At 73.3% G+C, this 25,625-nt stretch carries 18 protein-coding genes; 7 read left to right on the plus strand and 11 right to left on the minus strand.

Annotated features, from left to right (window positions below; genetic code table 11):
- Window positions 1-102: 102 nt before the first annotated feature.
- From ACFUUZ_RS21140 to ACFUUZ_RS21150, 3 genes are all read right to left on the minus strand, one after another.
- A complete protein-coding gene (locus ACFUUZ_RS21140) occupies window positions 103-390 on the minus strand; it encodes a hypothetical protein (protein ID WP_067648910.1) in 288 nt (95 codons plus the stop codon).
- Window positions 391-522: 132 nt separating this feature from the next.
- Complete coding sequence (locus ACFUUZ_RS21145) at window positions 523-1,464, minus strand: alpha/beta fold hydrolase (RefSeq protein WP_378698711.1); 942 nt, start codon at window positions 1,462-1,464, stop codon at window positions 523-525.
- A 161-nt stretch (window positions 1,465-1,625) separates the two neighbouring features.
- Window positions 1,626-2,807, minus strand: coding sequence for an AAA family ATPase (locus ACFUUZ_RS21150; RefSeq protein WP_378698712.1), 1,182 nt, complete (start codon window positions 2,805-2,807; stop codon window positions 1,626-1,628).
- Between the two features lie 448 nt (window positions 2,808-3,255).
- Here ACFUUZ_RS21150 and ACFUUZ_RS21155 point away from each other — a divergent pair, with 448 nt between their 5' ends.
- Together ACFUUZ_RS21155 and ACFUUZ_RS21160 are read left to right on the plus strand one after the other, a co-directional pair.
- The gene (locus tag ACFUUZ_RS21155) at window positions 3,256-3,840 is read left to right on the plus strand and encodes a C40 family peptidase (protein WP_378698714.1); all 585 of its coding nucleotides are present in this window, start codon (window positions 3,256-3,258) and stop codon (window positions 3,838-3,840) included.
- A gap of 3 nt (window positions 3,841-3,843) precedes the next feature.
- A complete protein-coding gene (locus tag ACFUUZ_RS21160; RefSeq protein WP_378698716.1) occupies window positions 3,844-4,236 on the plus strand; it encodes an RNA-binding S4 domain-containing protein in 393 nt (130 codons plus the stop codon).
- On the opposite strand, the gene ACFUUZ_RS21165 is transcribed toward ACFUUZ_RS21160, so the two are convergent.
- Genes ACFUUZ_RS21165 through ACFUUZ_RS21175 form a run of 3 tightly spaced genes read right to left on the minus strand, consistent with a single transcriptional unit; the run spans window position 4,233 to window position 11,292 of the window.
- Window positions 4,233-5,822: a fatty acyl-AMP ligase gene (locus ACFUUZ_RS21165; RefSeq protein WP_378698718.1), complete on the minus strand. Its 1,590-nt coding sequence runs from the start codon at window positions 5,820-5,822 to the stop codon at window positions 4,233-4,235. The two genes, ACFUUZ_RS21160 and ACFUUZ_RS21165, sit on opposite strands and share 4 nt — an antisense overlap.
- Window positions 5,819-11,035, minus strand: a complete 5,217-nt coding sequence (locus tag ACFUUZ_RS21170; protein WP_378698720.1) for a type I polyketide synthase — start codon at window positions 11,033-11,035, stop codon at window positions 5,819-5,821. Before ACFUUZ_RS21170 ends, ACFUUZ_RS21165 begins: the two co-directional genes overlap by 4 nt.
- Window positions 11,032-11,292, minus strand: coding sequence for an acyl carrier protein (locus ACFUUZ_RS21175; RefSeq protein WP_378698722.1), 261 nt, complete (start codon window positions 11,290-11,292; stop codon window positions 11,032-11,034). Before ACFUUZ_RS21175 ends, ACFUUZ_RS21170 begins: the two co-directional genes overlap by 4 nt.
- Before the next feature lie 312 nt (window positions 11,293-11,604).
- On the opposite strand from ACFUUZ_RS21175, the gene ACFUUZ_RS21180 reads away from it, so the two are divergent.
- Entirely contained in the window at window positions 11,605-12,564 is a 960-nt protein-coding gene (locus ACFUUZ_RS21180; protein WP_378698724.1) for an MBL fold metallo-hydrolase, read from the plus strand.
- A gap of 199 nt (window positions 12,565-12,763) precedes the next feature.
- Here the strand turns inward: ACFUUZ_RS21180 and ACFUUZ_RS21185 are convergent, their stop codons facing one another.
- Window positions 12,764-13,738 carry an NAD(P)H-dependent flavin oxidoreductase gene (locus ACFUUZ_RS21185; protein WP_378698726.1) on the minus strand — a complete coding sequence of 325 codons (975 nt, stop codon included), beginning with the start codon at window positions 13,736-13,738 and terminating at the stop codon, window positions 12,764-12,766.
- 333 nt (window positions 13,739-14,071) lie between these two features.
- Between ACFUUZ_RS21185 and fadD5 the strand changes: the two genes are divergently transcribed.
- From fadD5 to ACFUUZ_RS21200, 3 genes are all read left to right on the plus strand, one after another.
- Window positions 14,072-15,643, plus strand: coding sequence for a fatty-acid--CoA ligase FadD5 (gene fadD5, locus ACFUUZ_RS21190; protein WP_378698728.1), 1,572 nt, complete (start codon window positions 14,072-14,074; stop codon window positions 15,641-15,643).
- Between the two features lie 134 nt (window positions 15,644-15,777).
- The gene (locus tag ACFUUZ_RS21195; RefSeq protein WP_378698730.1) at window positions 15,778-18,129 is read left to right on the plus strand and encodes a serine/threonine-protein kinase; all 2,352 of its coding nucleotides are present in this window, start codon (window positions 15,778-15,780) and stop codon (window positions 18,127-18,129) included.
- Window positions 18,126-19,109 carry a serine/threonine-protein kinase gene (locus tag ACFUUZ_RS21200; RefSeq protein ID WP_378698732.1) on the plus strand — a complete coding sequence of 328 codons (984 nt, stop codon included), beginning with the start codon at window positions 18,126-18,128 and terminating at the stop codon, window positions 19,107-19,109. Before ACFUUZ_RS21195 ends, ACFUUZ_RS21200 begins: the two co-directional genes overlap by 4 nt.
- Here the strand turns inward: ACFUUZ_RS21200 and ACFUUZ_RS21205 are convergent.
- The 3 genes from ACFUUZ_RS21205 to ACFUUZ_RS21215 all read right to left on the minus strand — a co-directional run bounded on the left by ACFUUZ_RS21205 (window position 19,106) and on the right by ACFUUZ_RS21215 (window position 23,500).
- The gene (locus tag ACFUUZ_RS21205) at window positions 19,106-19,294 is read right to left on the minus strand and encodes a hypothetical protein (RefSeq protein ID WP_378698734.1); all 189 of its coding nucleotides are present in this window, start codon (window positions 19,292-19,294) and stop codon (window positions 19,106-19,108) included. The genes ACFUUZ_RS21200 and ACFUUZ_RS21205 overlap by 4 nt on opposite strands.
- Before the next feature lie 116 nt (window positions 19,295-19,410).
- A complete protein-coding gene (locus tag ACFUUZ_RS21210) occupies window positions 19,411-21,783 on the minus strand; it encodes a lysylphosphatidylglycerol synthase domain-containing protein (RefSeq protein ID WP_378698736.1) in 2,373 nt (790 codons plus the stop codon).
- 169 nt (window positions 21,784-21,952) lie between these two features.
- A complete protein-coding gene (locus tag ACFUUZ_RS21215; protein WP_378698738.1) occupies window positions 21,953-23,500 on the minus strand; it encodes an ABC1 kinase family protein in 1,548 nt (515 codons plus the stop codon).
- A 111-nt stretch (window positions 23,501-23,611) separates the two neighbouring features.
- On the opposite strand from ACFUUZ_RS21215, the gene ACFUUZ_RS21220 reads away from it, so the two are divergent.
- A complete protein-coding gene (locus tag ACFUUZ_RS21220) occupies window positions 23,612-24,385 on the plus strand; it encodes a GntR family transcriptional regulator (protein ID WP_378698740.1) in 774 nt (257 codons plus the stop codon).
- A gap of 3 nt (window positions 24,386-24,388) precedes the next feature.
- On the opposite strand, the gene ACFUUZ_RS21225 is transcribed toward ACFUUZ_RS21220, so the two are convergent.
- Window positions 24,389-25,507 carry a nitronate monooxygenase gene (locus tag ACFUUZ_RS21225; protein ID WP_378698742.1) on the minus strand — a complete coding sequence of 373 codons (1,119 nt, stop codon included), beginning with the start codon at window positions 25,505-25,507 and terminating at the stop codon, window positions 24,389-24,391.
- Between the last annotated feature and the right edge of the window lie 118 nt (window positions 25,508-25,625).

Here is a 25,625-nt window from a genome sequence, read left to right on the forward strand (position 1 = left end):
ACCTCGCCACATCACCTCACCGGGACGTGTAGCCGGTCAGCAGATTTCAGGCCACCCCGTGCGACCTGCGCACATCACTTCGCAACACTGCCTAGGCGCGGGTCAGGGGGTGCGCGGCCGGGAGTGGAAGCCGAGCCCCTCGTCCTGCGCGCCCATCCAGGCGGACTCGTCGCTCTTGCTGTCCGGCACGTAGATGGTGTCGCGCGGCCTGCGGCCGAGCTCCGGCGGCGGCGTCTGCTCGAATTCGTCGGCGTCGATGACGAGCCGTTCGAGGTCGTTCTCCAGCCGCCGGACCGGCGAGGCGTCGCCGTAGTGCGAGCGCAGCGCCCCGATGGAGCGCTGGAGCTGGCCGACCGCGTAGCGGAGTTCCGCGATATCGCTGCGTGTCATCGTTACCTCCCAGGTTTGTGTGAGGCCACAAGATCATGTGACCCACCGCACACCGTGATCTACAACACAGTAGCCGAGGAAAACCCTCGTGTCCGGTGCGATCTCGAATCGGGGCGGAACCGGTCTGCGTGCTCAGCCCGCCATGGCGTAGGCGGGCGAGCCCGCCAGCACCCGCCGGACCAGCCCGGACAGCGCCGCGGCGACCTCGTCGGCGCGCTCCAGGATGACGCCGTGCCCGGCGCCGTCCACCCGGACCAGCTCCGCCTCCGCGAGCTGCGCGGCGAGCACGACGGAGTGCGCGAACGGGGTCACCAGGTCGGCCGAGCCCGCCAGCACCAACGTCGGGATCCCGGCCAGCCGGTGTAGCCCCGCGCTCTCGTCGAAGGTGCGCAGCGGCTCCAGGAAGCTGGTCATGGTGAGCAGCGGGGTCTCGTTGAACATGGCGATGGCGAGCGCCCGCACCCGCGGGCTCACCGGCGCGGTGCCCAGGTTCGCCTCGCCCATGATCGGCTCCAGCAGCCGCCGGGAGAGCCGGTGCGAGGCGCCCATGAACCGCGGCGCGCGCAGCACCGCCCGCTGCAGCGCGCCGATCGCGCGCCGGTTCAGCAGCCTGCCGAGCCCGACGTCGGTGAGGCCGCTGGCGGCGGTGGCGATCAGCGCGAGCCCGGCGATCCTGGTGCCGACGGCGTGTGGGAAGAGCCGCGCGTAGGCGAGCGCCGTCATGGCGCCCATCGAGTGCCCGACCAGCACCACCGGCCCGGTCGGGGCCAGCGCGCGGAGCACCGCGTCCAGGTCGTGCGCCAGCTGGTCGATGGTGTAGCTCGCGGCCTCGCCCGCGCCGGAGTGGCCGTGCCCGCGGTGGTCGTAGCTCACCAGCCTGGCGCTGCCGCCCCACTCCCGCGCCAGCCGCTCGCCCAGGAAGGACCAGGTGTCGGCGCGCAGGCAGTGGCCGTGCACGAAGACCAGGGTGACCTCGGCGCTGTCGGCGCCGATGACCCTGGCCGCCAGCGGGGTGCCGTCGTCGGCGGCCACGGTGACGCGACGGTCGGCGACGGGAGCGATCGACGTGGTCATGGCAACACCTCCGGGCGGGGACGGTCTTTCCTTGCCTGGATGGTCGCCTCCGCCGAGCCCGCCGTTAACCGACCCCACCTGCCGTTACGCAGCCGTGGCCGAACCGAGTCGTGCCGAGATCATGGGAGTATCGGAGACTCTACCGATATCCCTAGATTTGATTAGACAGTCCTGAGATACCGCCCGAAGTGCGGAACGGTGAAACCGATGCTGCCGCGCTCGGCCGAGTAGATGAGCCCCTTCTTGATCAACCCGTCCCGCGCGGGGGAGAGCGAGGCGGGCTTGCGGCCCAGCTCCTTCGCCACCGCCGCGGTGGCCACCGGCCCGTCGTCGCCCGACAGGTCGGCCATGGCCCGCATGTACTCCCGCTCCGCCGGGGTGGCCCGCTCGTAGCGGGAGCCGAAGAACCCGACCGCCAGCTCCTCCTCGGCGGCGGGCGCGGCCACCTCGACGTCCTCGGCCTCGATCGGGCTGCGCGGCGCCTGATCCCAGGTCGCCTTGCCGTACGCCTGCACGAAGTACGGGTAGCCGTCGGCCTTCTGGTAGAGCAGGTCGAGCGCGGCCGGGGTGAACGCCACGTCCTCGCGCTCGGCCGGGGCGATCAGCGCCTGGTCCGCGGAGTCCCGGTCCAGCCGGTCGATGCGGTGGTAGCTGAAGAGCCGCTCGGAGTAGCTCTTCGAGGCGGAGAGGACCGCGGGCAGGTGCGGCAGCCCGGCCCCGACCACGATCAGCGGCGCGGCGTCCTGGCTCAGCTCGTGGCAGGCGCCGCAGATGGCGGAGACGTCCGCGGGGCCGAGATCCTGCATCTCGTCGATGAAGACCGCGATCCCGACGCCGATATCGCCCGCCAGCGCCGCGGCCTCGCCGAGCAGCTCCACCAGGTCGATCTCGATATCGCCGGAGTCGGCCCGCCCGGTCACCGCGGGGACATCGATCCCCGGCTGCCAGCGGTCCCGCATGCCCTTGTCCGCGGTGGCGCGCAGCGCGAAGGCCTTGAGGATGCCGAGGAAGTCGTCGACCCGCTCCGGGTTTCGGTGCGAGGTGGCGATGGCGCGCACCGCCATGTGCAGCGCGGAGGAGAGCGGCCTGCGCAGCTCCTGGTCCGGCCGCGCCTCCAGCTTGCCGGTCCCCCAGCCCCTGGCGACCGCACCCGAGCGCAGCTGGTTCAGCAGCACGGTCTTGCCGACCCCGCGCAACCCCGTCAGCACCACGCTGCGCTCCGGCCTGCCGCGCGCGATCCGCTCCAGCACCACGTCGAAGGCGGCGAGCTGCTTGTCTCGCCCCGCCAGCTCGGGCGGGCGCTGCCCGGCACCGGGGGCGTACGGGTTCCGCACGGGATCCATGACCCGACACGGTAGTGGGTTCTCCGGTGAATATCCGTATTTCTACGTGTTGCCCTAGAGACCGCTATCGACCCCGATGCTCTGCCGTTGCGCGGCACCGGCACCGCCGTGACCCGTCCGTGATATTGATCGGAATCGCCACAACCCCAGCTCCTGGCCTCGAATCGGAATATCGGGGTAAAGAGCCAGCTCTGTGGGCTGGACAACAGCGCGTGCGGGTCGTAATCTTCTCGTGACTTAGTGGAGTCTGTCGCTTCGTGAGGAAGGAGCGGCGCCGCTGAGTTACCGCTACAGCGGCTGTCGGGGCCCGTTGGATTTCCCGGCCTCGTCGCGCCGGGAGCACTCCCGGTCAGCGGGTGATGCGCAAAGAGGGAGAATCGGCTCGGTGGGTAAACACAGCTTGCAGCGGGATTCACGCGTTCCGGGTTCCGTCAAGGGTGCTCTCGTCATGGGTGCGGTAGCAGCGACGGGCGCCATGCCCGCGATCCCCGCCATGGCAGCCACCATCGATATTCCGGGGCTCGGCTCGTTCGACGTCCCGAAGGAGTTCGAGGCACCGGCCCAGCAGCTGGAGCAGCAGCTGACCGCCGCGCTCGGCTCGATGCCCGCGGCCCCGCAGGGTGCGCCCGCGTTCCCCGGCTTCGCCGCGCCGGAGCTGCAGGGCATGTTCGCCCCGCAGGTGCAGAACACCGCCGGTGACATCGCGCTCGACGCCGCCAAGACCAAGGTCGGTGCCTCCTACGTCTGGGGCGCCACCGGCCCCAGCAGCTTCGACTGCTCCGGCCTGGTCCAGTGGGCGTTCAAGCAGGCGGGCGTCGAGCTGCCGCGCACCAGCTTCGAGCAGTCGCACGTCGGCGCCCCGGTCGCCTTCGAGGACCTGCGCGCCGGTGACATCGTGATCACCAACGGCGGCGGCCACGTCGGCATCTACGCAGGCGACGGCAAGCTGCTGAACGCGGTGCAGTCCGGTACCCCGGTCTCCTACACCAACCTCTCCGCGGACGAGGTCGTCACCGCCCGCCGCGTGCTCTGACGATTGCCCGCTGAACAGAGCGCACCGACGCAGGCCAGGGTCGACTCCTGGACCTGGGCGGTGCGCCTGTTCAAGACCCGGTCCGCCGCCGCGGAAGCGTGCCGCGGCGGGCACGTCCGGGTGAACGGCGCCGCGGCCAAACCCGCACAGCAGGTGAAGCCTGGCGACGAGGTCCGAATCCGGGCCGCCGGGGTGGAGCGCATCGTCATCGTGGAACGCATCGTCACGAAGCGAGTCGGCCCACCCATCGCCGCACAGTGCCTGATCGACCGCAGCCCGCCGCCGCCGAGCAGGGAAGTTCTCGCTTCCCTGCCGCGGCGGGACCGCGGCAGTGGCAGGCCGACCAAGCGGGAACGCCGCGAAACCGATCGGCTGCTCGGGCGCACCGAGAACTAGTGCGTCCGTAGCTCTCCCGCCCCGAAGCGGGCACGGCACTCGCCGCGCCGCACCTTCCCGCTGGATGTCCGCGGAATCTCCCCCGGCGGCACCAGCAGCACCGCGCGCGGCACCACCTCGTGCGTCCCGGTGACGGCGGAGCGGATCCGGCGCACCAGCTCCGGCCCGGCGTCGGGCACCTCCGCCACGATCACCAGCGACTCCCGTACCCCGTCGTCGTGGCCGAAGGCCGCCACCAGCCGGACCTCCGGCGCTGCCGCGCGCACCGTGCTCTCCAGGTCGACCGGGTGGTGGTTGCGGCCGTCCAGCACCACCAGGTCCTTGGCGCGGCCGGTGACGTAGAGCTCGCCGCCGTGCTCGAACCCGAGGTCGCCGGTGTGCAGCCAACTCTCGGCATCGGCCAGGCAAACATTGGGGCCGGATACCAGGATCTCCCCCACCCGCCCCGGCGCCGCCGCAGTGCCGCTCGCCGGGTCGACGATCCTGATCCGCTGTCCGGCGGGCGGGCCGCAGCTGACCAGCGCGACGGCGGGCCCGGCACCGGCGACCCGCGCGCACCCTGCGGCCAGCGCGGCCCGGTCCAGCTCGAGCACGGTGGGCTCGCGGTCCTGCGGGGTCAGGGTGACGGTGAGCGTCGCCTCGGCGAGGCCGTAGCCGGGGGCGTGTGCCCGGTGCCGGAAGCCCGCGGGGGCGAAGGCGTCGGTGAAGGCGCGCAGGGTCGCGGCGCGGACCGGTTCGGCGCCGTTCAGTAGCGCGTCCAGCCCGGAGAGGTCCAGCTCCGTCACCTGACGTTCCGTGGTGGCCGAGACCGCCAGCGCCAGTGCGAAATCCGGTGCCCCCGTCGTGCCCGCGCCGAAGTCGGCGCAGGCGCGCAGCCAGCGCACCGGGCGCTTGACGAAGTCCACCGGTGCCAGCGTGACCCCGTGCACCCCCGACCACAGCGGCAGCGCCATGGTCAGCACCAACCCCATGTCGTGAAAGAAGGGAAGCCAGCCGACGATCGGTTTCGTCCGGGTGGCCGGGATGGCCGCGCGGAGTTGTTCGAGTGCGGCACCGAGATTCGCCGGGCTTACCCGAATTCCGGTCGGTGAGCCGGTGGAGCCGGAGGTGTACTGCAGATACGCGGGGGCCCCGCCGCGCGGCAGTTCGGCGTGCTCCCAGTGGCACGCCGGGTCGACGACGAGCGCCTCCCCGGCCAGCGCGGCCGAGGCCGCGTCGCCGGGGTCGATCAGGGCGAGTGTCGGTGCGGCATCGGCCAGTACCCCGGCCAGCCGCTCCGGGTGCCTGCCGACCGGGAAGAGCGGCACCGCGATCCGGTCGGCGGCCAGGCAGCCGAGGAAGGCGACCAGGTAGCCGAGGCCGTGGCCGGTGAGCAGCGCGATCCGGTCACCGGGGGCTGTGCGGGCGCGCAGTTCGCGCGCGAGCGCCGCCACCCGGGCTGCCAGCTCCGCGTAGCCGAGGGTGTGCGGGATGTAGTCGGTGCCGTCCGGGGAGCTCGGCGCGGGGTAGCGCAGCGCCGTGTAGGCGGGGGCCGCAGGCCGCTCCTGCGCCCAGCGGGCCAGCCGGTCGACGAGGTGCTCGGTCACCGCTGCTCCGGTTCCCGGCGGCCGAGCCGCTCCGCCAGCACGGCGGCGAGCGCGGCGACGGTCGGGTTGCCGAAGATCTCCGCGGTCGAGAGCCGCACCTGCAGCCGGGATTCCAGGACCCTGCGCAGTTCGATGCCGAGCAGCGAGGTCAACCCGAGGTCGGTGAAGTCGGCGGCCGGGTCCACCTCGTCGGCGGGCCGGTCCAGCGCGGCGGCGAGCGCCGCGCGCACGACCCGGTCCAGCGAGCGCGGCTGCGGGTCCGGCGGTGCGGGCGGCGCGGATTCCTCGGTACCGCCGAGGGTCTGGCTCAGCCGCAGGCCGACCGGGGAGTGGTCACCGGGGCCGGACCAGTCGAGCGCGAGCAGGTACGGCACCTCGTGCCGGAGCACCTCGGCGAAGAGCGCGGCGCCGCGCTCCGGGTCGAAGGCGCGGATTCCGGCGCGGCGCAGGTGGTCGGCGCCGCCCGCCGCCTCGGTCAGCCCGGACGACCACACCCCCCAGCCGACGCTGGTCACCCGCCTGCCGCGCTGGGCCGCCGCGAGCGCGTCCATGGCCGCGTTGGCGGCCGCGTACGCCGCCTGCCCCGGCGCGCCGAAGGCGCCGGTCGCCGAGGAGAAGAGCAGGACGAAGTCGGTCGGGTCGGTGGCGGTCAGCTCCAGCAGGTGGTGCGCGGCGACCGCCTTGGCGGCCAGCATCCGGGTGAGCTGCTCCGGCGTCACCGTGGGGAAGGCGGCGTCCTCCAGGCTGCCCGCCGCGTGGATCACGCCGCGCACCGTCGACCCCCACTCGCGGATGTCGTGCAGCGCCGCGGCCAGGTCGGCGCGGTCGGTGACATCGCAGCGGACCACGACGATCCGGTCCTCCAGGCCGTCGAGCACCGCAGGCATCGGGCGCGGCGCCCTGGTCAGCACCACGACGTCGCGGGCGCCCTCGGCGAGCAGCCAGCGCACCGCCAGCGAACCGAGCGCGCCGAGGCCGCCGGTGACCACGTAGGTGCCGGTGGCGTCGATCGAGACCGGCGCCGCCGCGGCCGGTTCGGCGCGCACGAAGCGGCGGACCGCCGTCGTCTCCGGGGTGAGCCGCAGCTCGAGCGGCAGCGTGGGGTCGGTGACCGCCCGGGCCATGGCGTCGTCGGTGCCCGGCGCCCGGTGGACCAGGCGGACCCGCAGCGCGGACTCCAGTTGCAGGCTGCGGACCAGTCCGGCCAGCGCGGCGGCGGGGTGCAGACCGGTCGCCGACGGCACCTCGTCGATCGGGAGCAGGACGGTGAGCGCGGCGGTGGCCTGCGCCGCCGTGACGTGCTGGAGCAGGGCGAGGGTTCGGGAGACGGCGGCCGCGGTGGTGCTCTCCGGACCCGGCCGCGCAGGCCAGACGAGGATGACGGCGAGCCGGGCGGCGGAGGTGTGCCCGGTGAGGGCCGACCGGACCAGCGGGAGCGCGGCGTCGGGGTCGCGGGCGACCCGCTCGGTGGGCAGGGTGCGCTCCAGGGCGCGAGCGAGTCGGACGGCGTCCTTCGAGTCGCCGATCACCAGCGCGCGCCGGATCTCCGCTCCGGCCGCCCCCTGGCGCGCGTCCGCCGCGGCGGGCGAGCCCGGTCCGGGCCCGGGAACCGCAAGCGGCACCCAGTGCTCGGTGCGCAGCACGTCCGCGCGGTGCGGCGCGGTGTGCACCGGCAGCGCCGGGTCGGTGAACCGCACCCGGACACCGAGCAGCGCCAGCATGGGGATCCCGTGCTGGTCGGTGGCGACCACATCACCGACCAGCCCCGCGCCGGAGCGCTCCCGCACCAGGGCGTGCGCCTCGCCGACCGTGCGCCCCGGCTCGGTGGTGAGCCAGGCGTTCTCGATGCCGATCGGCAGCGGCACCCGCCCTTCCGGCAGCCCGCCTGCCGCCGCCGCCAGCACGTGCAGGCACCCGTCCAGGGTGGCGGCGCGGTGCGGGTCGGCGGCGTCCAGCTCGCCCGCCGCCCGGTCGCGCTCCACCGCGAGCCCGCGCAGCGGCCGGAAAGCGGGGCCGTACGCCAACCCGTGCGCGCGCAGCTCCGCGTAGAAGCTCGCCACCGGGACGGCGCGCATCCGCGGCCGGGCGGCCCGGCCCGCGTCGACCACCCGCATCCAGGCGACGATGTCGCCGGGCGTCGGGTCGCCCGCGGAGCGCGTCGACGCCGCCGCGGACGCGCCCGCGACCTCCGCGCGGAGCCCCGGCCCGTCCTCGGTGTAGCCGACGGTGGGCGCCACCTCCGCGCGGGTGAGCTCGTGCACGGCGAAGCCGCGCACCGCCGACGCCCCGGTCCCGGCCCGCGCCGCGTGCAGCAGCCGCAGCAGCCAGTACACCGCGGGGACCAGCGGCACCCCGGCCACCACGTGCTCGGCCAGGTCCTGCGCCGGGAAGGTCGGCTCGGCGACCGCGGCGGGCGCGGGCACCAGCAGCGGGAAGCGGCGGCGCTGCCAGCGGCGGCGCGGCGGCGGCTCGGTGAAGGCGCCGAGCGCGGACCAGTCCGGCGCGCGGCCCGCGACGTGCAGCTCGCCGATGCACTCCAGCAGCGCCGCGACCTCGTCGTCCCGGTGCGCGGCTGCGTGCGCGGCGGCCGCGAAGGCCGGGGTGTCGCGGAGCGCGGGCAGCAGCACCGGGTGCGGTGCGATCTCCACCGCGGTGCCGAACCCGTCCGCGCCCGCCCGCTCCAGCGCCGCGCCGAGTTGCACCGTGGCGACGGCGTTCTCGGCCCAGTACCCGGCATCGGTCGCCGCGGCGCCGAGCACCGCGCCGCCGCGCGCGGTGGAGTAGAGCGGAATCCGCGGCACCAGGGGCGTGATGTCCGCGAGCGCCGCGCGCAGCTCCGGCAGCACCGGCGCCACCTGCGGGCTGTGCGCCGCGAACCGCACCGCCACCCGGCGCGCGAAGAGCCCGCGCCTGCCCGCCCGGCGCAGCAGGATGTCCACGTAGCGGCGGGAGCCGGAGATCACCACCGAGCGCGGCCCGTTCACCGCGGCCACCGCGACCTCCGCCGCGACCGGCTCCACCAGCGTCTCGGCCACCGGCAGCTCGGTCTCCAGCACCGCCATCGCGCCCTGGCCGTCCAGCCTGCCGAGCAGGGCGCCGCGGGCCACCGCGACCCGCGCGGCGTCGGCCAGGGAGAGCGCACCCGCGGCGACCGCCGCCGCCACCTCGCCCAGGCTGTGCCCGGTGACCGCGTCCGGCCGGACGCCCCAGTGCGCCAGCAGCCGCAGCATCCCGACCTGGTAGACGAAGAGCGCCGGTTGCACGGTGGCCGTCGCCTCGTCCGCGGTGAAGCCGCCATCCCGGCTCCAGACCGCGGGGCCGCCCGCGGCCACCACGGCCGCGGCCGCTTCGGCGAGCCCGGCGGCGAAGGCGGGGAAGCGGGCCGCGAGCGCATCGCCCATGCCCGCGAACTGGCCGCCCTGGCCGGAGAAGACGAAGAGCACACCGCCGGGGACCGGGCCGCCGGGCACGAGAATGCCGGGCGCCGAACCGGATTCGGCGAGCGTGCGCAGCCGCTCGACCGCGGTCTTCGCGTCGGGGGCGAGCACCGCGGCGCGGGCGGATTCGGGCAGCCTGCGCGCCTCGGCGGCGGCGAGCGCGGCGACCCGCGCGGGTTCGGGGAACCTGCGTGCCCCGGCGGCGAGCGCGGTGACCCGGGCGGGTTCGGGGAGCCTGCGTGCGTCCGCGGTGGTGAGTGCGGTGGCGCGGGCGGGTTCGGGCGGCCTGCGTGCCTCGGCGGCGAGCGGTGCGGCAGCGCTCGAGATCGCGGGCGACCCCGGCTCCCGCCCCGCGACCGCGGGCAGCGCACCCGGCGGATCACCGACGGAGGCACCGCTGTCCGCGAGTCCATCTGTTTCCGAACCGGATTCGACGGCCGCGCCGCCCGCCTCGATGGCATCGGCCACCGCGGCTGCCCGCTGCCGCACCTCCTCCTCGTCCCGCCCGGTGAGCGGGATCAGCACCGGCGCGGGACCTTCGGGCACCGCTCGCTCGGCATCGACCCCGCGCAGCACCACGTGCGCGTTCGTCCCGCCGAACCCGAACGAGCTCACCCCGGCCCACCGCTCGCCCGGCGGCACCGCCGACCAGTCCACCGCGCGCACCGCGGGCCGCAGGCCGTGCTCGGCCTGGCGCAGCAGCGGATTCGGCGTGCGCACGTGCAGCGTCGGCGGGATCACCCCGTGCCGGAGCGCCAGCGCCGTCTTGATCAGCCCGGTGACCCCGGCCGCCGCCTCCAGGTGCCCGAGGTTCGACTTCACCGACCCCAGCCACGCGGGCTCCGTGCCGAGCACCGCGGCCAGCGCCCCGACCTCGACCGCGTCGCCGAGCGGCGTTCCGGTGCCGTGGCATTCGAAGTACCCGGCCCGCTGCGGCGGCACCCCCGCCCGCCGCCAGGCCGCCCGCACGACCTCCTGCTGCGCCCGCCCGCTCGGCGCGTAGAGGCCGTTGGAGCGGCCGTCCGAGCCGACCGCGCTGCCCGCGATCTCGGCGTAGACCCGCGCCCCCGACGCCGCGGCATCGGCGCTGCGCTGCAGCACGATCACCGCGCAGCCCTCGCTCCTGGTGTAGCCGTCGGCGGCCGCGTCGAACGGCTTGCACCGGCCGTCCGGCGCCAGGAACCCGCCGTCGGCCAGGTACTCCGACGTGTGCGGCAGCAGCACCAGGTTCACCCCGCCGACCACGGCGAACGGCACCGCGGGGTCGGCGAGCAGCCGCACCGCCAGGTCCACCGCGGCCAGCGAGGAGGAGCAGGCGCTGTCCAGCACCAGGCTCGGGCCGCGCAGGTCGAGCGCGTAGGAGATCCGGTTGGCGACGATGCTGAGCGCCGACCCGGTGACCGCGAACGGGGCATCGTGCCCGCCGGAGCCGAGCACCGTGACCCCGTGGTCGAAGGTGCACGCCCCGAAGAGCACCGCCGCACCGGAACCGGTTGCGCGGTAGCCGATCCCGGCGTCGTCCAGCGCCTCGGCGGTGACCTCGAGGGCGAGCCGCTGCTGCGGGTCCATCACCGCGGCCTCGCGGTCCTGGATGCCGAACCTGGCATTGTCGAAGCGGTCGATGCCGCGCAGGTAGCCGCCGCGCCGGGTGAGCGGGCGGTCGGGCGGGGGCGCGTCGGTGGCATCGAGCCCGCTGGTGAGCAGGTGCCAGAAGGCCGCGGGGCCGTCGGCTCCCGGCAGGCGGCAGCCGATGCCGACGAGGGAGATCGGGGTCATGCGGCGAGGTGCTCGACCAGTTGCTCGATGCTGGCGTGGTCGTACAGCGCGACGAGCGGAATCTGCACGCCGAGCGCATCCTCCAGCCGGGCGGTGAGCCGGGCCAGCTGGGTGGAGCTCAGCCCGAGCTCGGTGAAGGGCGCGGTGGTCGAGACCGGCCCCGCGTCGGCCGGGAGCAGATCGGTGATCGCCGCGACCGCCGCGGCGGTGAACGCCGCCCGCCGTGCGGCCCTTCCCTCGGGTACCCCGGCGCGCATCGCGACCTCCCTCTGCCCGGCTCGCGGCCGGGAATCCCCCAGCGATTATGCCCGAGGAGAGTGGCGAAGGCGCTGCGCAGCTGGGTCTTTCACGCCGCGGCTCGCAAACCGGGGCGGCGGAGGGGCAGTGCGCGGACGGTGCGCGATCCGCGGCCCCCCGCAACCCGCGATTCCGGCGCTCCGGCGCGAGTCGTCTGCCTCCGGCTCGGCGGTGGCGCGCACCGAAGGGAGCGGGGCGCGCCGACCGGGGAGCCTCGCTGTCCCGCGGGGCGACCGCCCGCTCGCGCGGCCCGGCGTCGCTACAGTGGCCCCATGTCGGGAGACGACCGCACCGCCACGGTGCCGACCCTGCTGCGCTGCTGCGCCGCACTCGCCGCGACCCCGGGGCGGCTGCTCCGCCCCCGGAAACCGGACACCGCGCTACTGGCCGGGCTGGCAGGCGTCGACCCGCCGCCCGCGACCGCGACCGTCGCGCTCACCGTGCTCACCCAGGCGACCATGCACGCTCCGACCACGATCGTCGCCGAGGGGGTCCGCGAACTCGGCCGGACGCAGCTGATCATGGGCAGCTTCCTGGTCGAGCACCCGAAAGCGCGGTTCCTGGTCGACCCGGCGCTCTGCTCCGGCGTGCACGAGCGGGTGCTGCCCGAGCTGCCCTTCCCGATCCCGCTGCTGGTGGCCCCGGAGCGGCCGGTGCTCGGCCTGGCCGATGCGCTCGCCGGGCGGGACGTCGCGGTGGACTCGATCGACTTCGTGCTCCCCACCCACCTGCACTGGGACCACGTCTCCGGCCTGCTGGAGCTGCCGGACCAGGTGCCGCTGCGGCTGCCCGCCGCCGAGCGGGACTGGGCGCTGGCGGGTCCGCGCGCGCCCATCGGCGTCGCCCGCGGCCCACTGCGCGGCCGCGAGACCCAGCCCTTCGAGCTGGACGGCCCGCCGGTCTTCGGCTTCCCGCGCAGCCACGACCTCTTCGGTGACGGCTCGGTGCTCCTGCTCGACCTGAACGGCCACACCCCCGGCAGCGTCGGCGTGCTGCTCGCGGTGGACGACGGCCGCCGGGTGCTGCTCGCAGGCGACGCCGTCTGGACCAAACTCCAGGTCGACACCCTGCGCGAGAAGGCCCCCATGCCCGGTCAGCTCTTCGACGCCGACCGCGACGCCGCCTTCGCCACCATCCACCGCCTGCACGCCCTCCCGGACGGCATCGAACTCATCGCCAGCCACGACCACGCCGCCGTCACGGCCCGCGCCGCCCGCAACCCCCCGCGCTGACGCACCGCCCCCGCGCTGCCGCGCTGAACCCGCGCCGCCGCGCTGAACCCGCGCCGCCGCGGGCGAACCGCTGCGCCCGTAGCGGAGCAACTCGCGCGGTACCGCCGAAAAGTGCGGTACCGCACAGCGGTGGTGGCTCGCCACCCCTGTGCGGTACCCCGATCGCCGCCGCTTTTCGCCGTTCGCGGCGGCGACGTCCCTAGCGGGTGACGAACCCGGCGAGCTGCCCGGTGATCAGCTCCTCGGCCTCGCGCACCATGCGCTCGACCAGCTCGGCGCAGGTCGGGATGTCCTCGATCAGCCCCTGGGCCAGGCCGGTGGACCAGATCCCCGCGTCCAGGTCGCCCTCCTCGAACACCTTGCGGCCGCGGGCGCCGGAGACCAGCTCGCGCACGTCCTCGAAGGTGCCGCCCGCCTTCTCGATCTCGACCACCTTGCGGCTGATGGCGTTGTCCGCGACCCGGGCGGTGTTGCGCAGGGTGCGGAAGATGAGCTGGGTGTCCAGCTCGGAGTTGGCGACGATCTGCTCCTTGACCTTCTGGTCGATGGAGGACTCCGCGGTGCAGAGGAAGCGGGTGCCCATGTTCACCCCGTCGGCGCCGAGCGCCAGCGCGGCGACCAGGCCGCGCGCGTCCGCGATGCCGCCGGAGGCGATGACCGGGATGTCCAGCACCCTGGTCGCGGCCGGGATCAGGATCAGCCCGGGCACGTCGTCCTCACCGGGGTGCCCGGCACACTCGAAGCCGTCGATGCTCACGCCGTCGACGCCGATCTTCTGCGCCTTCAGCGCGTGCCGCACGCTGGTGCACTTGTGCAGCACCTTGACCCCGGCCTCGCGGTACGCGGGCAGGAAGGGCTCGGGGTTGCTCCCCGCGGTCTCGACGATCTTGATGCCGCTCTCGATGATCGCCCGCGCGTACTCCTCGTACGGCGGCGGGTTGATCGAGGGCAGGATGGTGAGGTTGACGCCGAACGGCTTGTCCGTGAGCTCCCGCGTCCGCGCGATCTCCTTGCGCAGGTCATCGGGGGTGGGCTGGGTCAGCGCGGTGATGAAGCCGAGCCCGCCCGCGTTCGCGACGGCCGCGACGAGTTCGGCGCGGCCGACCCACATCATGCCGCCCTGCACGATCGGGTGCTCCACGCCGAATGTCTCGGTGAACCTGGTCCGCAGCATTGCGCTCTCTCCTCGTGTTCGCGCGGGCGTGCCGGAATTCGCCCGGACCCGACGATCGTGACACGTCGATCCGCCCGCCTACAACCCACAAGTGAGCCGAGATTCGCAAACAGCTTCGGCCATCGCTCGCGGTGATCGGTCGAGGGGAGCGGAAAAACAGCAGTTCCACATCGTTGCCGGGGGAAAACCCCCGGATTCGTCTGCTGAACGGAGATTCCCATCCCGACCTGTTGCCGATGGGAAAAGTTAGTTGTTATTCTGGCCCGGAAATCTGCCGCCAGTGGTGTGGGTCACTCAGGCTCAGGCGGGGGCGGTTCGAGAGGAGTTCGTGGGATGACCACAGGTGCACAGGCGCTGGACGAGCCGATCCGCTCGCGTCGGAACCACTGGAACAACCAGCTGGCCACGCACGCGCTGATGCGGCCGGACGCGGTGGCGCTGCGCTTCAAGGGGGCCGACACCACGTGGCGGCAGCTGCACGAGCGCTCGCTGAAGTTCGCGGACGCGCTGGCCCGCCGCGGCGTCGGCTTCGGCGACCGGGTGCTCATCCTGGCGCTGAACTACCCCGAGTACCTGGAGGCGGTGTTCGGCATCAACGCGCTCGGCGCCATCGCGGTGCCGGTGAACTTCCGGCTCACCCCGCCCGAGGTCGCCTACATCGTGAGCGACAGCGGCGCCAAGGCCGTCGTCACCGACAGCCTGCTGCAGCCGCTGGCCGTCGCGGTGCGGGCGCAGGCCCCCGGTGTCGAGTCGGTGTTCGTGATCAACGGCGCCTCCGGCGACGGCGTGATCGGCTTCGACGACGCGCTCGCGGAGGAGGGCGAGGCGCACGCCCCGCGCGACATCCCCGAGGACACCCCCTCGCTGATCATGTACACCTCGGGCACCACCGGCAGCCCCAAGGGCGCGATGCTCTCCTACGCGAACATGAACGCGCAGGCGCTGACCTGTATCCGCGCGCTCGACTCCACCCCGGACACGGTCGGCTTCTGCACCTCGCCGCTGTTCCACATCGCCGGCCTCGGCAGCCTCGCGCCCGCCTTCATGCTCGGCTCCAAGACGGTGCTGCACCCGCTGGGCGCCTTCGACCCGGTCGAGTTCCTGGACGCGGTCGAGGCCGAGGGCGCGACCACCGCCTTCTGCGTGCCCGCGCAGTGGCAGGCCATCTGCGCCGTGCCCGGCGTCAAGGAGCGCAACACCAAGCTCGAGGTGCTGAGCTGGGGCGCGGCCCCGGCCTCGAACAGCGTGCTCGAGGCCATGGCCGAGTGCTTCCCGAACTCCTCCAACGTCGCGGTCTTCGGGCAGACCGAGATGTCGCCGATCACCTGCGTGCTGGAGGGCAAGGACGCGCTGCGCAAGCTGGGTTCGGTGGGCAAGCCCATCCCGACCATCCAGACCCGCGTAGTCGACGACGAGATGAACGACGTCGCCCCCGGCGAGGTCGGCGAGATCGTCTACCGCGGCCCGACCCTCATGCAGGGCTACTGGAACAAGCCCGAGGCCACCGCCGACGCCTTCGCCGGCGGCTGGTTCCACTCCGGTGACCTGGTGAAGCAGGACGAAGAGGGCTTCGTCTGGGTGGTCGACCGCAAGAAGGACATGATCATCTCCGGCGGCGAGAACATCTACTGCGCCGAGGTGGAGAACGTGCTCTTCGCGCACCCGAAGATCCGCGAGGCCGCGGTGATCGGCCGGGACCACGAGAAGTGGGGCGAGGTGCCGGTCGCGGTGGTCGCGCTGCACGACGCCGACGCCGAGCTCACCCTGGAGGAGCTGGAGCCCTTCCTGAACGAGAGCCTGGCGCGGTACAAGCACCCGAAGGATCTGGTCGTGGTCGCGGAGCTGCCGCGCAATGCGAGCGGCAAGGTCGTCAAGGTGCAGCTGCGCAAGGATTTCTCCTCGTAAAGGGGGCTTTTCGGCTGCGGGACGCCCGATGCCAGGTGGAATCCGCCGGGCATCGGGCGGGTCGATCGTGGAACAATCGGGGGCGGCCCCGCGCGTGCGCGCCGGGCCGACGGCGATCGGCAGGTTGAGAAGGAATGGCAGAGGCGGGGGAGCGCTGGTTCGGCGAGTATCGGCTGGACCGGGAAGTCGGCCGGGGCGGAATGGGCCGGGTCTGGAAGGCCTGGCACGCACCGACCGAGCGGTTCGTCGCGCTCAAGCTGCTCCCCGCGGCCGCCGCCGACGACGAGGAGTACCGCCGCCGCTTCGAGCGGGAGGCGCGGGTCGCGGCGCGGCTCAGCGACCCGCACGTCGTCGCCATCCACAACTTCGGCCAGGTCGGTGACCAACTCTATATCGACATGGCGCTGATCGACGGCGACGACCTGGCCGCGCTGCTCATCGACGGCGGCCGGATCGCCCCGGAGCGGGCCGTGTACCTGCTCGGGCAGGTCGCCTCCGCGGTGGACGCCGCGCACGCCGCCGGGCTGGTGCACCGCGACATCAAACCCGGCAATGTGCTGGTCAGCCGCAACGACTTCGCCTACCTCATCGACTTCGGCATCGCCAGGCCGCGGGACGGGACGGCGCTCACCACCGGCAGCGTCGCCATCGGCACCATCGCCTACATGGCGCCGGAGCGCTTCGACGGCGAGGCCACAGCGCGCAGCGACATCTACTCGCTCGGCTGCGTCCTCGTCGAGTGCCTCACCGGGCGCAGGGCCTTCCCCGGTGACAGCCACGCCGAGCAGATCAACGCGCACCTGAACCACGCGCCGCCGCGGCCGAGCACGCTGGTCGCCGATGTGCCGCCCGCGCTGGATCGGGTGATCGCCAAGGCGCTGGCCAAGCAGCCGGAGGAGCGGTTCGGCACCGCCGGGGAGTTCGCGCTGGCCGCGTGGGCCGCGCTGGCGGCGGAGGAGGCTCCGCTCTCCGAGCCGATCGCCGTTCCGCAGGTCGTTTCGCCGACGCCGGTCTCGGCGGAGTCCGGGGCCGAGCGGTTGGTGGTGCGCGGTGTCGCGACGCCGGTGCTCGGTGCGGCGGACGAGACCGAGTCACCCGCGCGCGCCGCCGCGGCGGAAGCGCCCGCCGTGGCAGGCGCCCGCGCGTCCGTCGCCGCGAAGACACCCGCCCTTCCGCTCGCCGCCGCGCCACCCGCTGCCACACCCACACCGGTTCTCCCCGATTCGAGCGTCGCCGTCCACGATGTGCCGGTGGTCCCCGCCGCCGCGCCTGTGCTCGCGCCCGTCGCCGGTGGCCTGGAGTCCGCCATCGCGGCCGCGCCTGCATTCGAGTTCGTCGACGGTGAACCGGATTCCGCCATCGCGGACGCGCCCGCGCTCGAGCCCCTCGGCGGTGAACCGGATTCCGCTGTTCCGGAGGAGCCCGCAGTCGGCGCCTCTGCCGCCGCACCTGCGCTCGTTGCTGCCGAGGGCGATCCCGCTTCCGCTGATGCGGCGGTCGCCGCGGACGAGCCGGAAGCCGCCGTCGTCGACTCGCCGGAACTCGTCAGCGTTCGGAAGCCCGAGTCGCCCGTGCCCGCGAGTGTCGTAGGAGCCGGGGAGCCGAGTGACGCGAGCTCGGCCGTCGCGGATGCGCCTGCAACGGAATCGGCGGGGGCCGTCGCCGTTCCGCCCGTGCTCGCTGCGGCGAGTGCCGAAGCAGCGAGCGATACACCGGAACCGGTTCTGGCCGAACCGCCTTCGGAATCGCACGGGCGGAATCGCCTGTCCCTGAGTGACTCCTCCGCACCCACGCGGCAGAAACCACTCCCGGTCCGCGCGGCGGCGGTCGCGCTCGGCGTGCTCGGCACCGGCGTCCTGACCGCGACCCTCCTGCTCGTCGCTCCGGACGGGCCGAGCGAGGAGGCGGGCACCGCCCCGACCTCGGTGTTCGAATCGCCTCCCCCGGCTCCGGGCGTACCGCTGCCCGGCGCGGCGGCCCCGCCACCCGCGGCGCCGCCCACCTCGGGCGCACCTGTCGCGGTGGAGGTCACCGGCGCCCGCACCGAGCCGGTGCTCGCGCCGACGGCCGGCGACGCAGGCGTACCGCCCCCGCCGGCCGCGGTCACCCGCCCGCCTCTGCCCTCGGTCCCGGTCGGTGCGCCGATCACCACCAGGCCGGAGCCGACCCAACCGCAGCCGACCCCCGATCCCGCACCGACGACGGCGATTCCGCCCACGACACCGGCACCCACCACGGAACCATCGACCACGGAACCATCGACCACGCCGACGACGGCGCCCGCTACCACGACGGCGACCGAGCCGACCGCGACCGCCACCCAGCCGAGCCCGCCTACGCAACCCGCGGCAGCTCCCGCTGAGCCCATCACCGAGGGCATACCCGCCACCTCCGCCACCCCCGCGACGGTCGGCACCGAACCGGAACAGGCGATCGAAGAGCCGGACGGCCCGGAGACCTCCGCACCCACGCCGCCCCCGTTGTGAACGCACCCCGGTGGTTCGGCGAGTACCGCCTCGACTCGGTGATCGGCCGCGGCGGCATGGGCCAGATCTGGCGCGCCTTTCACCGGCCCACCAAGCGCTTCGTCGCGCTCAAGGTGCTCCCCGCCGAGCTCGCGGACGACGTGGAGTACCGCCGCCGCTTCGAGCGCGAGGCCAGGGTGGCCGCGCGGCTGCGCAACCCGCACCTGGTGGCGATCCACGCCTTCGGGCGGGTGGGTGACCAGCTCTACATCGACATGGCCCTGGTCGATGGCGTCGACGTGAGCGTGCTGCTGCGGGAGCGCGGCGCGATGCCGCCGGTGCGCGCGGTCGAACTGCTCGCGCAGATCGGTACCGCGGTGGACGCCGCGCACGCCGCCGGGCTGGTGCATCGCGACATCAAGCCGGCCAATGTCCTGATCGACCCGGCCGGCTTCGCCTACCTGATCGATTTCGGCATCGCCAAGCCGAACGACGAAACCGGCCTGACCAGAACCGGCACCGCACTCGGCACCGTCGCGTACATGGCACCGGAGCGGTTCGAGGGCGTCGCCACCGCCGCCGCCGACATCTACGCGCTCGGCTGCGTATTCGCCGAATGCCTGCTCGGCGCCAAGGTCTTCGCCGGGGAGAGCGTTGCCGAGCAGATCTTCGGGCACCTGTACAAACCCCCGCCGCGGATCGGCGAGCTGCGGCCCGGTATCCCGTCCGCCCTGGACGACGTGGTTGCCCGCGCCCTGGCCAAGGACCCGGCCGAGCGCTTCGACACCGCGCTCGAGTTCGTCGACGCCGCACGCCGCGCGCTCGGCGCGGGCCCGGTCGCCTGGAACCACGGCACCGCCGCGGCCACTACGCCAGGGGACTCGGCCGCGCGGAGCCCCGACCAGGGCAGTTCACCGGGTACGGACGGCAAGCCGTTCAACCACGGCACCGCCACCGACGTCTTCGGTGGCACCTACCGCGGCAACGGCCCTCGACGCTAACGCGAGATGAGCATGCCGTCGAACTTGCCGCCCTCGCAGTAGGTGATCGCCCCACGCGGCGGATCGGCGATGGTGATGACCCGGCCGCCACCCGAGAGGCAGTACTCGGTCAGCGTCGCACCCGAGGCCATACCCGTGGTGAGGGTCGCGGTACCGACGGCGACGAACGCACCCGCGACGAGCACACGAAATACTGAACGCATATTTGTCCCCCTGAAGTTGTTGCGTCACATGATGAATCCCCGACGCAACCCTAAACCGCAGCCGCCGAATCAGGCAAGAGCGTTCCGGCGCAGTGCGCTCAGATCTTGTCCTGCGCACTCAGCCACCGCATGACCGGCCACCCGCAGAACACCGGCAACCAGCAGGTCAGCACCCGGTACAGCAGCACGGACGGCACCGCCACCTCGGCGGGCAGCCCGAACGCCGCGAGCCCGCCGATCAGCGCCGCCTCCACCGCCCCGACCCCGCCCGGCGTCGGCGCCGCCGAGGCCAGCGTGCCGCCGATCATCGTCACGATGGTGACCGTGATGAAGGTGGTGCCGCCGCCGAACGCCTGCACCGACGCCCAGAGCGCCCCGGCCTGGCCGAGCGTGATCGCCCCGCAGCCGAGCACGATGATCGCCGAGCGCTTCGGGTCGCGGGCCAGCTGCGCCAGCTCCAGCAGCACCTCCTGCAACTGCGGCCGCACCGAATCGTTCAACCAGCCGCGCAGCTTCGGCACGAAGGTGAAGGCGCCGACGATGCCGACGCCGACCCCGGCGATCAGGTAGAGCACGGTGGCGTCCGGCACGAAGTGCGAGAGGTCGGCGGAGGTGCCCGCCGCCACGCTGAACACCAGCAGCAGGCTGATGTGCGTCAGCACCTGCACGGCCTGCTGCAGCGCGACCGCCGCGGTGGCGCGCACCGCGCCGAGCCCGCCCTTCTGCAGGTATCGCACGCTCAGCGCGAGCCCGCCGACCCTGGCCGGGGTGGTGGTCGCGGCGAAGGTGTTGGCGATCTGCATGACGATCAGCCCCCACAGGCTGATCCCGCGCGAGGCGCAGGCCCAGAGCGCCGCCGCCGCGCCGATGTAGGTGAGCGAGGAGATGCCGAGCCCGAGCAGCGCCCACCACCAGTTGGCGGTGCGCAGCTGGGTGAAGAAGGTCGGCACCGCGCTGATGAACGGGTAGGCGACGTAGACCAGCCCGACCAGCAGCACCAGCTGGATGATCTGGTTGCGGCTGAACCGGGTGATCTGCTGCGCCTCGATCCGGTCCTGCCCGGTCTGCCTGCGCACCTCGGAGCGGGCCTCGCCGAGCCGGTCGCTCCAGTCCGGCACCGAGCGGCGCATGCCGGGCGGAAGCGCGAACTTGGTCAGCCGTCGGGAGGCGACGAGCACCTCCTGCTCGCCGAGCGCGTCGATCGCCGCGCGCACCGCGGCCGCCTTCCCGAAGAGCGAGGTGGTGGTGACCAGCAGCTGCGCGATGTCGGATTGCAGCTGGGTGTCGCTGGCGCCGTACTCCGCGCTGGCGAAGCCGCCGAACAGCACCTGGCCGTCGCGCACCCGGATCTCGCTCGGCCGCAGGTCGCCGTGGGCGATCTGGTGTTCGCGCAGGGAGCAGAGCGCCGCCCAGACGGCGGGCAGGATCTTCGCGTCGGACTCGGCGAGCGGCCTGCCGTGCGGCACCGAGTGCGCGTACAGCGACCAGCCGCGGGCCAGCCTGCTCACCGCGATCGGCTCGTGCGCGGCCAGCCCGGCGTCGCGGACCGCGAGCGCGAGCAGCCCGCGGTGCTCGACCGCGCGGTGCATCGAGCCGTACGGCGACGGCGTCTCGCTGCTGCGGAAGGTGAGCCAGCGCCAGAGCTGCCGCAGCGCGCTGTGGCTGCGCTGGTTCTTGCCGTAGAGGTCGACGATCAACTCACGCTCGGCGCCGTCCACCGCGGCGGCGAGCACCAGCGGGCCCGGCCCGGCCGGGCGCACCACCGTGAAGGCGGTGACCGTGCGGCCGCGCCCGGCGAGCAGCCGGACCGCGGCGTCCAGCGGCACCTCCAGCGCGGGGGTCCCGACCGCCAGCACGATCACCGCCCCGACCAGCCACCCCACCGCCAGCCCGAACATCGCGCGGGCCGGGACGACGGTGCTCACCACCAGGTGGATCGGCGCGAACGCGAGCAACAGGAACCACATCAGCCTGCGCACCCTGGTCGGCAGCCACGGACTGGACACGGTGAGCACCGCGGCCGCGCCCGCGATCCAGCGCGGGTCGTCCAGGAACTGGGAGAGGAAGGTGTCGAGCCGGTCCGGCACCTGCAGGTGCCACTGCGGCGCCGAGAGCCCGGTGCCGGTGATGGAGAGCAGCAGCCCGGCCACCAGCCCGGCCGCCGCGTACCCGGCCATCAGCTTCCACTGCCGCTTCCAGACCAGCTCGATCAGGATGACGAAGGGCAGGATCAGGATGGCGACGCCGTAGCAGAGGTAGACCAGGTTGGACTGCGCCGGATTCAGGAAGCCGATGATGTTGGAGACCGAGCGCTCCAGCGCCAGCCACTCGGGCCGGGTGATCACCGACCCGACCACGACCACCCCGACGCCGAGCGCGGCCAGCACGACGCGAACGATGTCGCTGGTCCGCCTGGTCAGCGGCGGCAACAGGCTGCCGGTGACCGGGATTTCCCGCCCGTCGACTCGCATGGCGTATGGGTACTTTCCGATTGTGGTGGAGCTGCGCAGTCGGAAGCGCACGATACATACCAGCACACAGCGGCGGTTCGAGGAATGCGGCCGTCCGGCGTGGCCGGTCGCGATGCGTGTCGGCGGTCACACCGGCGTTGAGACATCGTGTCTCAGACGATGCGCCCGATCACCCCGTCCGCTCGACCGAGGAGCGCGGCTGCCGCCCGCGCCGCCTGCGTTCTCGCACGAGCGCCAGGTCGACCGGGCCGAGCAGCCCGCTCGGCTCGCCCGGCTCGGCCGTCCCGTAGGCGATGGCGTCCAGGTGCGGGAACCAGCGGGCGATCTCGTCCCGGTACGAGGTCTCCGCCTCCAGCTGGCAGAGCGCGCCGACAGCGGTCAGCACCGCCCGCGCGAACGGCGTCATGGAGACCGGCATGGTCAGCTGCCGCATGATGTTGGAGAGCCGCGGGTTCGTCACCCGCAGCACGTGTTTGCGCAGCCACGGGTTGCTGAGGCGGTAGGTGTCGTAGCGCAGCGGCTCCATGCACGGCGAGACCACCTTGTAGAGCGCGCCGTCGTCGATCGGCCGGTCCGGTTCGGCGAAGCCGTGTCTGCGCGCGGTGCTGCCGAGTTCGTCCGGGCCGCCGCGGAAGAGCGCGCGGGTGTAGTCCTCGGCCAGCGCGTCGAAGCCCTCCGGCGGCCAGGGCAGGCAGGCGCCGAAGTCGAGCACGCCGAGCCTGCCGTCCGGCAGCAGCCGGAAGTTGCCCGGGTGCGGGTCGGTGTAGAGCAGCCCGCTGCGCAGCCAGGTCGAGGCCATGAACCGGACCAGCAGCATGCCGACCCGGTCGCGCTGCTCGCGGCTGCCGCGCTCGACGATGGCCGGGACCGGCGTTCCCTCCAGCCATTCGGTCACCAGTACGTCGCCGCGCTGCGCGATCACCCGCGGCACGTGGAAGTCCGGGTCGTCGGCGTAGGCCGCGGCGAAGGTCCGCTGGCTCTCCGCCTCGGCCGCGAAATCCAGCTCCCGCTCGACGCAGTCGCAGATCGCCTCGGTCACCCCGAGCACGTCGGCGCTCGGCAGGAAGACCTTCGCCACCGTGCTGAGCCTGCGCACCTGCTTGAGGTCGGCGGCGACCGCGGCCCGCCCGCCCGGGTACATGAGCTTCACCGCGACCGGGGTGCCGTCCTGCCAGACCCCGCGGTGCACCTGCCCGATCGAGGCCGCGCAGGCCCTGCGGTCGTCGAATTCCAGGAAGTGCGAGCGCCACTCGGGGCCGAGGCTCTCGGCCATCGCCGCGCGCACCACCGTCGGCAGCATGACCGGGCCGGAGTCCTGCAGCCGGGAGAGCGCGATCCGGTACGGCTCGGCGATCTCCGGCGGCAGCGCCAGCTCGTAGATGGCCAGCAGCTGGCCGAGTTTCGCGGCGCAGCCCTTGAGCTCGCCGAGCACCTCGAAGATGTGCTGCGCGGTGCGCAGCCGGATGTCGCGGTCGACCTCGTCGGCCGGGCGCCCGATCGCCTTGCGGCCCAACCCCGCCGCCTGCCTGCCCGCGTAGGCGACCGGCAGCGCGGCGATCCGCGCCCCGCGCACCGCCGAGCGCACCGGCAACCGCCCCGCACCGCGGTTCGCGGCGCGGCCGAAAACCGCCGCCTGCTCCGCGTTTCGGCGGATTCGGCGGACCGGCTCACCACCGGCATCGGTGCCGGAAGTGCTCGTGCCCCCGCGTTCGGTCATGAGTCACCTCACATTGTGCGATGCTCAGTTTCGCACACGTGCGAACGAACCTCGCAGGCCTTAGACTGTCTGGGACGTGACACGCGCCACAGATGAGAGGTTGTCGAAGAAATGGGTTCCCAAACGGTTGTCGCCGATGTCGCCGACGAACTGGCGCGGCGGGTGGCAGCGGGGGAATACCGCCCTGGCGAACTCATGCCCTCGGTGCGGCAGGTGGCCGAGGAGTTCTCCATGAATCGGGCAACCGCCCAGCTCACCCTCGGCAGGCTGGAGTCCTACGGCTTCGTCGAGGCCCGCCGCGGCAAGGGCTTCACCATCCGCGACGTGCGCGAAGCGGGCGGGATCGACGTCTACCGGCACCTCTTCCGCTTCTCCGTGCCGATGCCCGAGGTCGCCGTCGAGATGTTCCACGACATCGTCGAGGTGCAGCGCGGCATCGTGATGGACGCGCTGCTCGCCTACACCGGCTGCGCCGACCGGCTGGACCCGGCCGAGCTCAAGGCCACCGTCGACGAGCTGGAATCGCTGGCCAGGCAGGACGAGCCGGACCACCACCGGATCCTCGCGCTTGAGGTCGGGCTGGTGCGCAGCCTGCTCTCCGCGCTCGGCTCCACCATGCAGCGCGCCGTCCTGAACTCGATCGGCGAGATGGTGCTCGAGGTGCCGCTCGCCGTGCAGGCCTACTTCGCGGGCGCCGCCGACCTGCACGTGCTGGTCTGGCGGGCGCTGCTCGCGGTCTGGGATTCCGGCTCGGAGCCCTCCGAGGCCCAGCTCGCGCTCTTCGAGGACCTCTTCGGGATGTACCACGACAAGGTGGTCACCCGGTTCGAGGAGCTGCTGCTCGGCCCCGCCGAGCAGCAGGCTCCCCGCGCCGCTACCGCCTGACGCTCAGCCGTTCAGCTTGGTGAGCCGGTCGCAGGCCTCGACGTACTCCTGGATCAGCCGGTTCACCGCGTCGGCAGAGCGCTCGATCTTGTTGAGCTGCCCGACGACCTGGCCCACCGGGTTGAAGTTCACGTCCTTGGCCGCCTCCGGGTAGCGGTGCCCGCGCTTCACGCCGTCCAGCGCCACCATCATCTGCAGCGGCATGGGCAGCGGGTCCGGGGTGTCGGCGCTCTCCCACGCCTCGGTCCAGTCGTTCTTCAGCATGCGGGCGGGCTTGCCGGTCCAGGCGCGGGAGCGCACGGTGTCGTGGCTGGTGGCCTCGAGGTAGCTCTGCATCTGCGCGGGCGGCACGTTGGCCTCCTCGACCGTCAGCCAGATCGAGCCGGTCCACGCGCCCGCGGCGCCCATCGCCATGGCCGCGGCCACCTGGCGGCCGTTGCCGATACCGCCCGCGGCCAGCACCGGCAGGTCGCCGACGGCGTCGATCACCTGCGGCCAGAGCACCAGCGAGGAGACCTCGCCGCAGTGCCCGCCGCCCTCGGTGCCCTGGCAGACCACGAAGTCCAGCCCGGCGTTCTTGTGGTTCAGCGCGTGCTTGACCGAGCCGCAGAGCGCGCCGATCAGCCTGCCCGAGCTCTGCACCTGCTCGATCACGTCCGCGGGCGGGGTGCCGAGCGCGTTCGCGACCAGCTTGGCCTTGGGGTGCTTGAGGATCACCTCGACCTGCGGGCCCGCGGTGGTCGCGGTCCAGCCGAGCAGCTGCGCGTGCTGCTCGCCCTCGGGCAGCGCCGGGACGCCGTGGTCGGCGAGCAGCTTCTCCGCGAAGTCGCGGTGGCCCTGCGGGACCATCTGCGCCAGCTGGGCCTCCAGCTCCTCGGGGCTCAGCCCCTCGATGCCCTTGCCCTCGTACTTGGACGGGATCACCAGGTCGACGCCGTAGACGCCGTTGACGTGCTCGTCCAGCCAGGCCAGCTCGACCTCGAGCTGCTCGGCGGTGAAGCCGACCGCGCCGAGCACACCGAGGCCACCGGCATTGCTCACCGCGGCGGCGACATCGCGGCAGTGCGTGAAGGCGAAGATCGGGAACTCGATTCCCAGCCGATCACAGATCTCGGTGCGCATGGCCTGCTCGTCTCCCTGTAGCACTCATGAAACGGGTTGCAAATTGTCGGCTGCCCCGCCGCGCGCACAGGCACGTTCGGGGCTCCCGAATCGAATGTAACACGTTCTAGTTTTGCCG

This window comes from Nocardia sp. NPDC057353, from assembly GCF_042667085.1.
Classification (GTDB): domain Bacteria; phylum Actinomycetota; class Actinomycetes; order Mycobacteriales; family Mycobacteriaceae; genus Nocardia.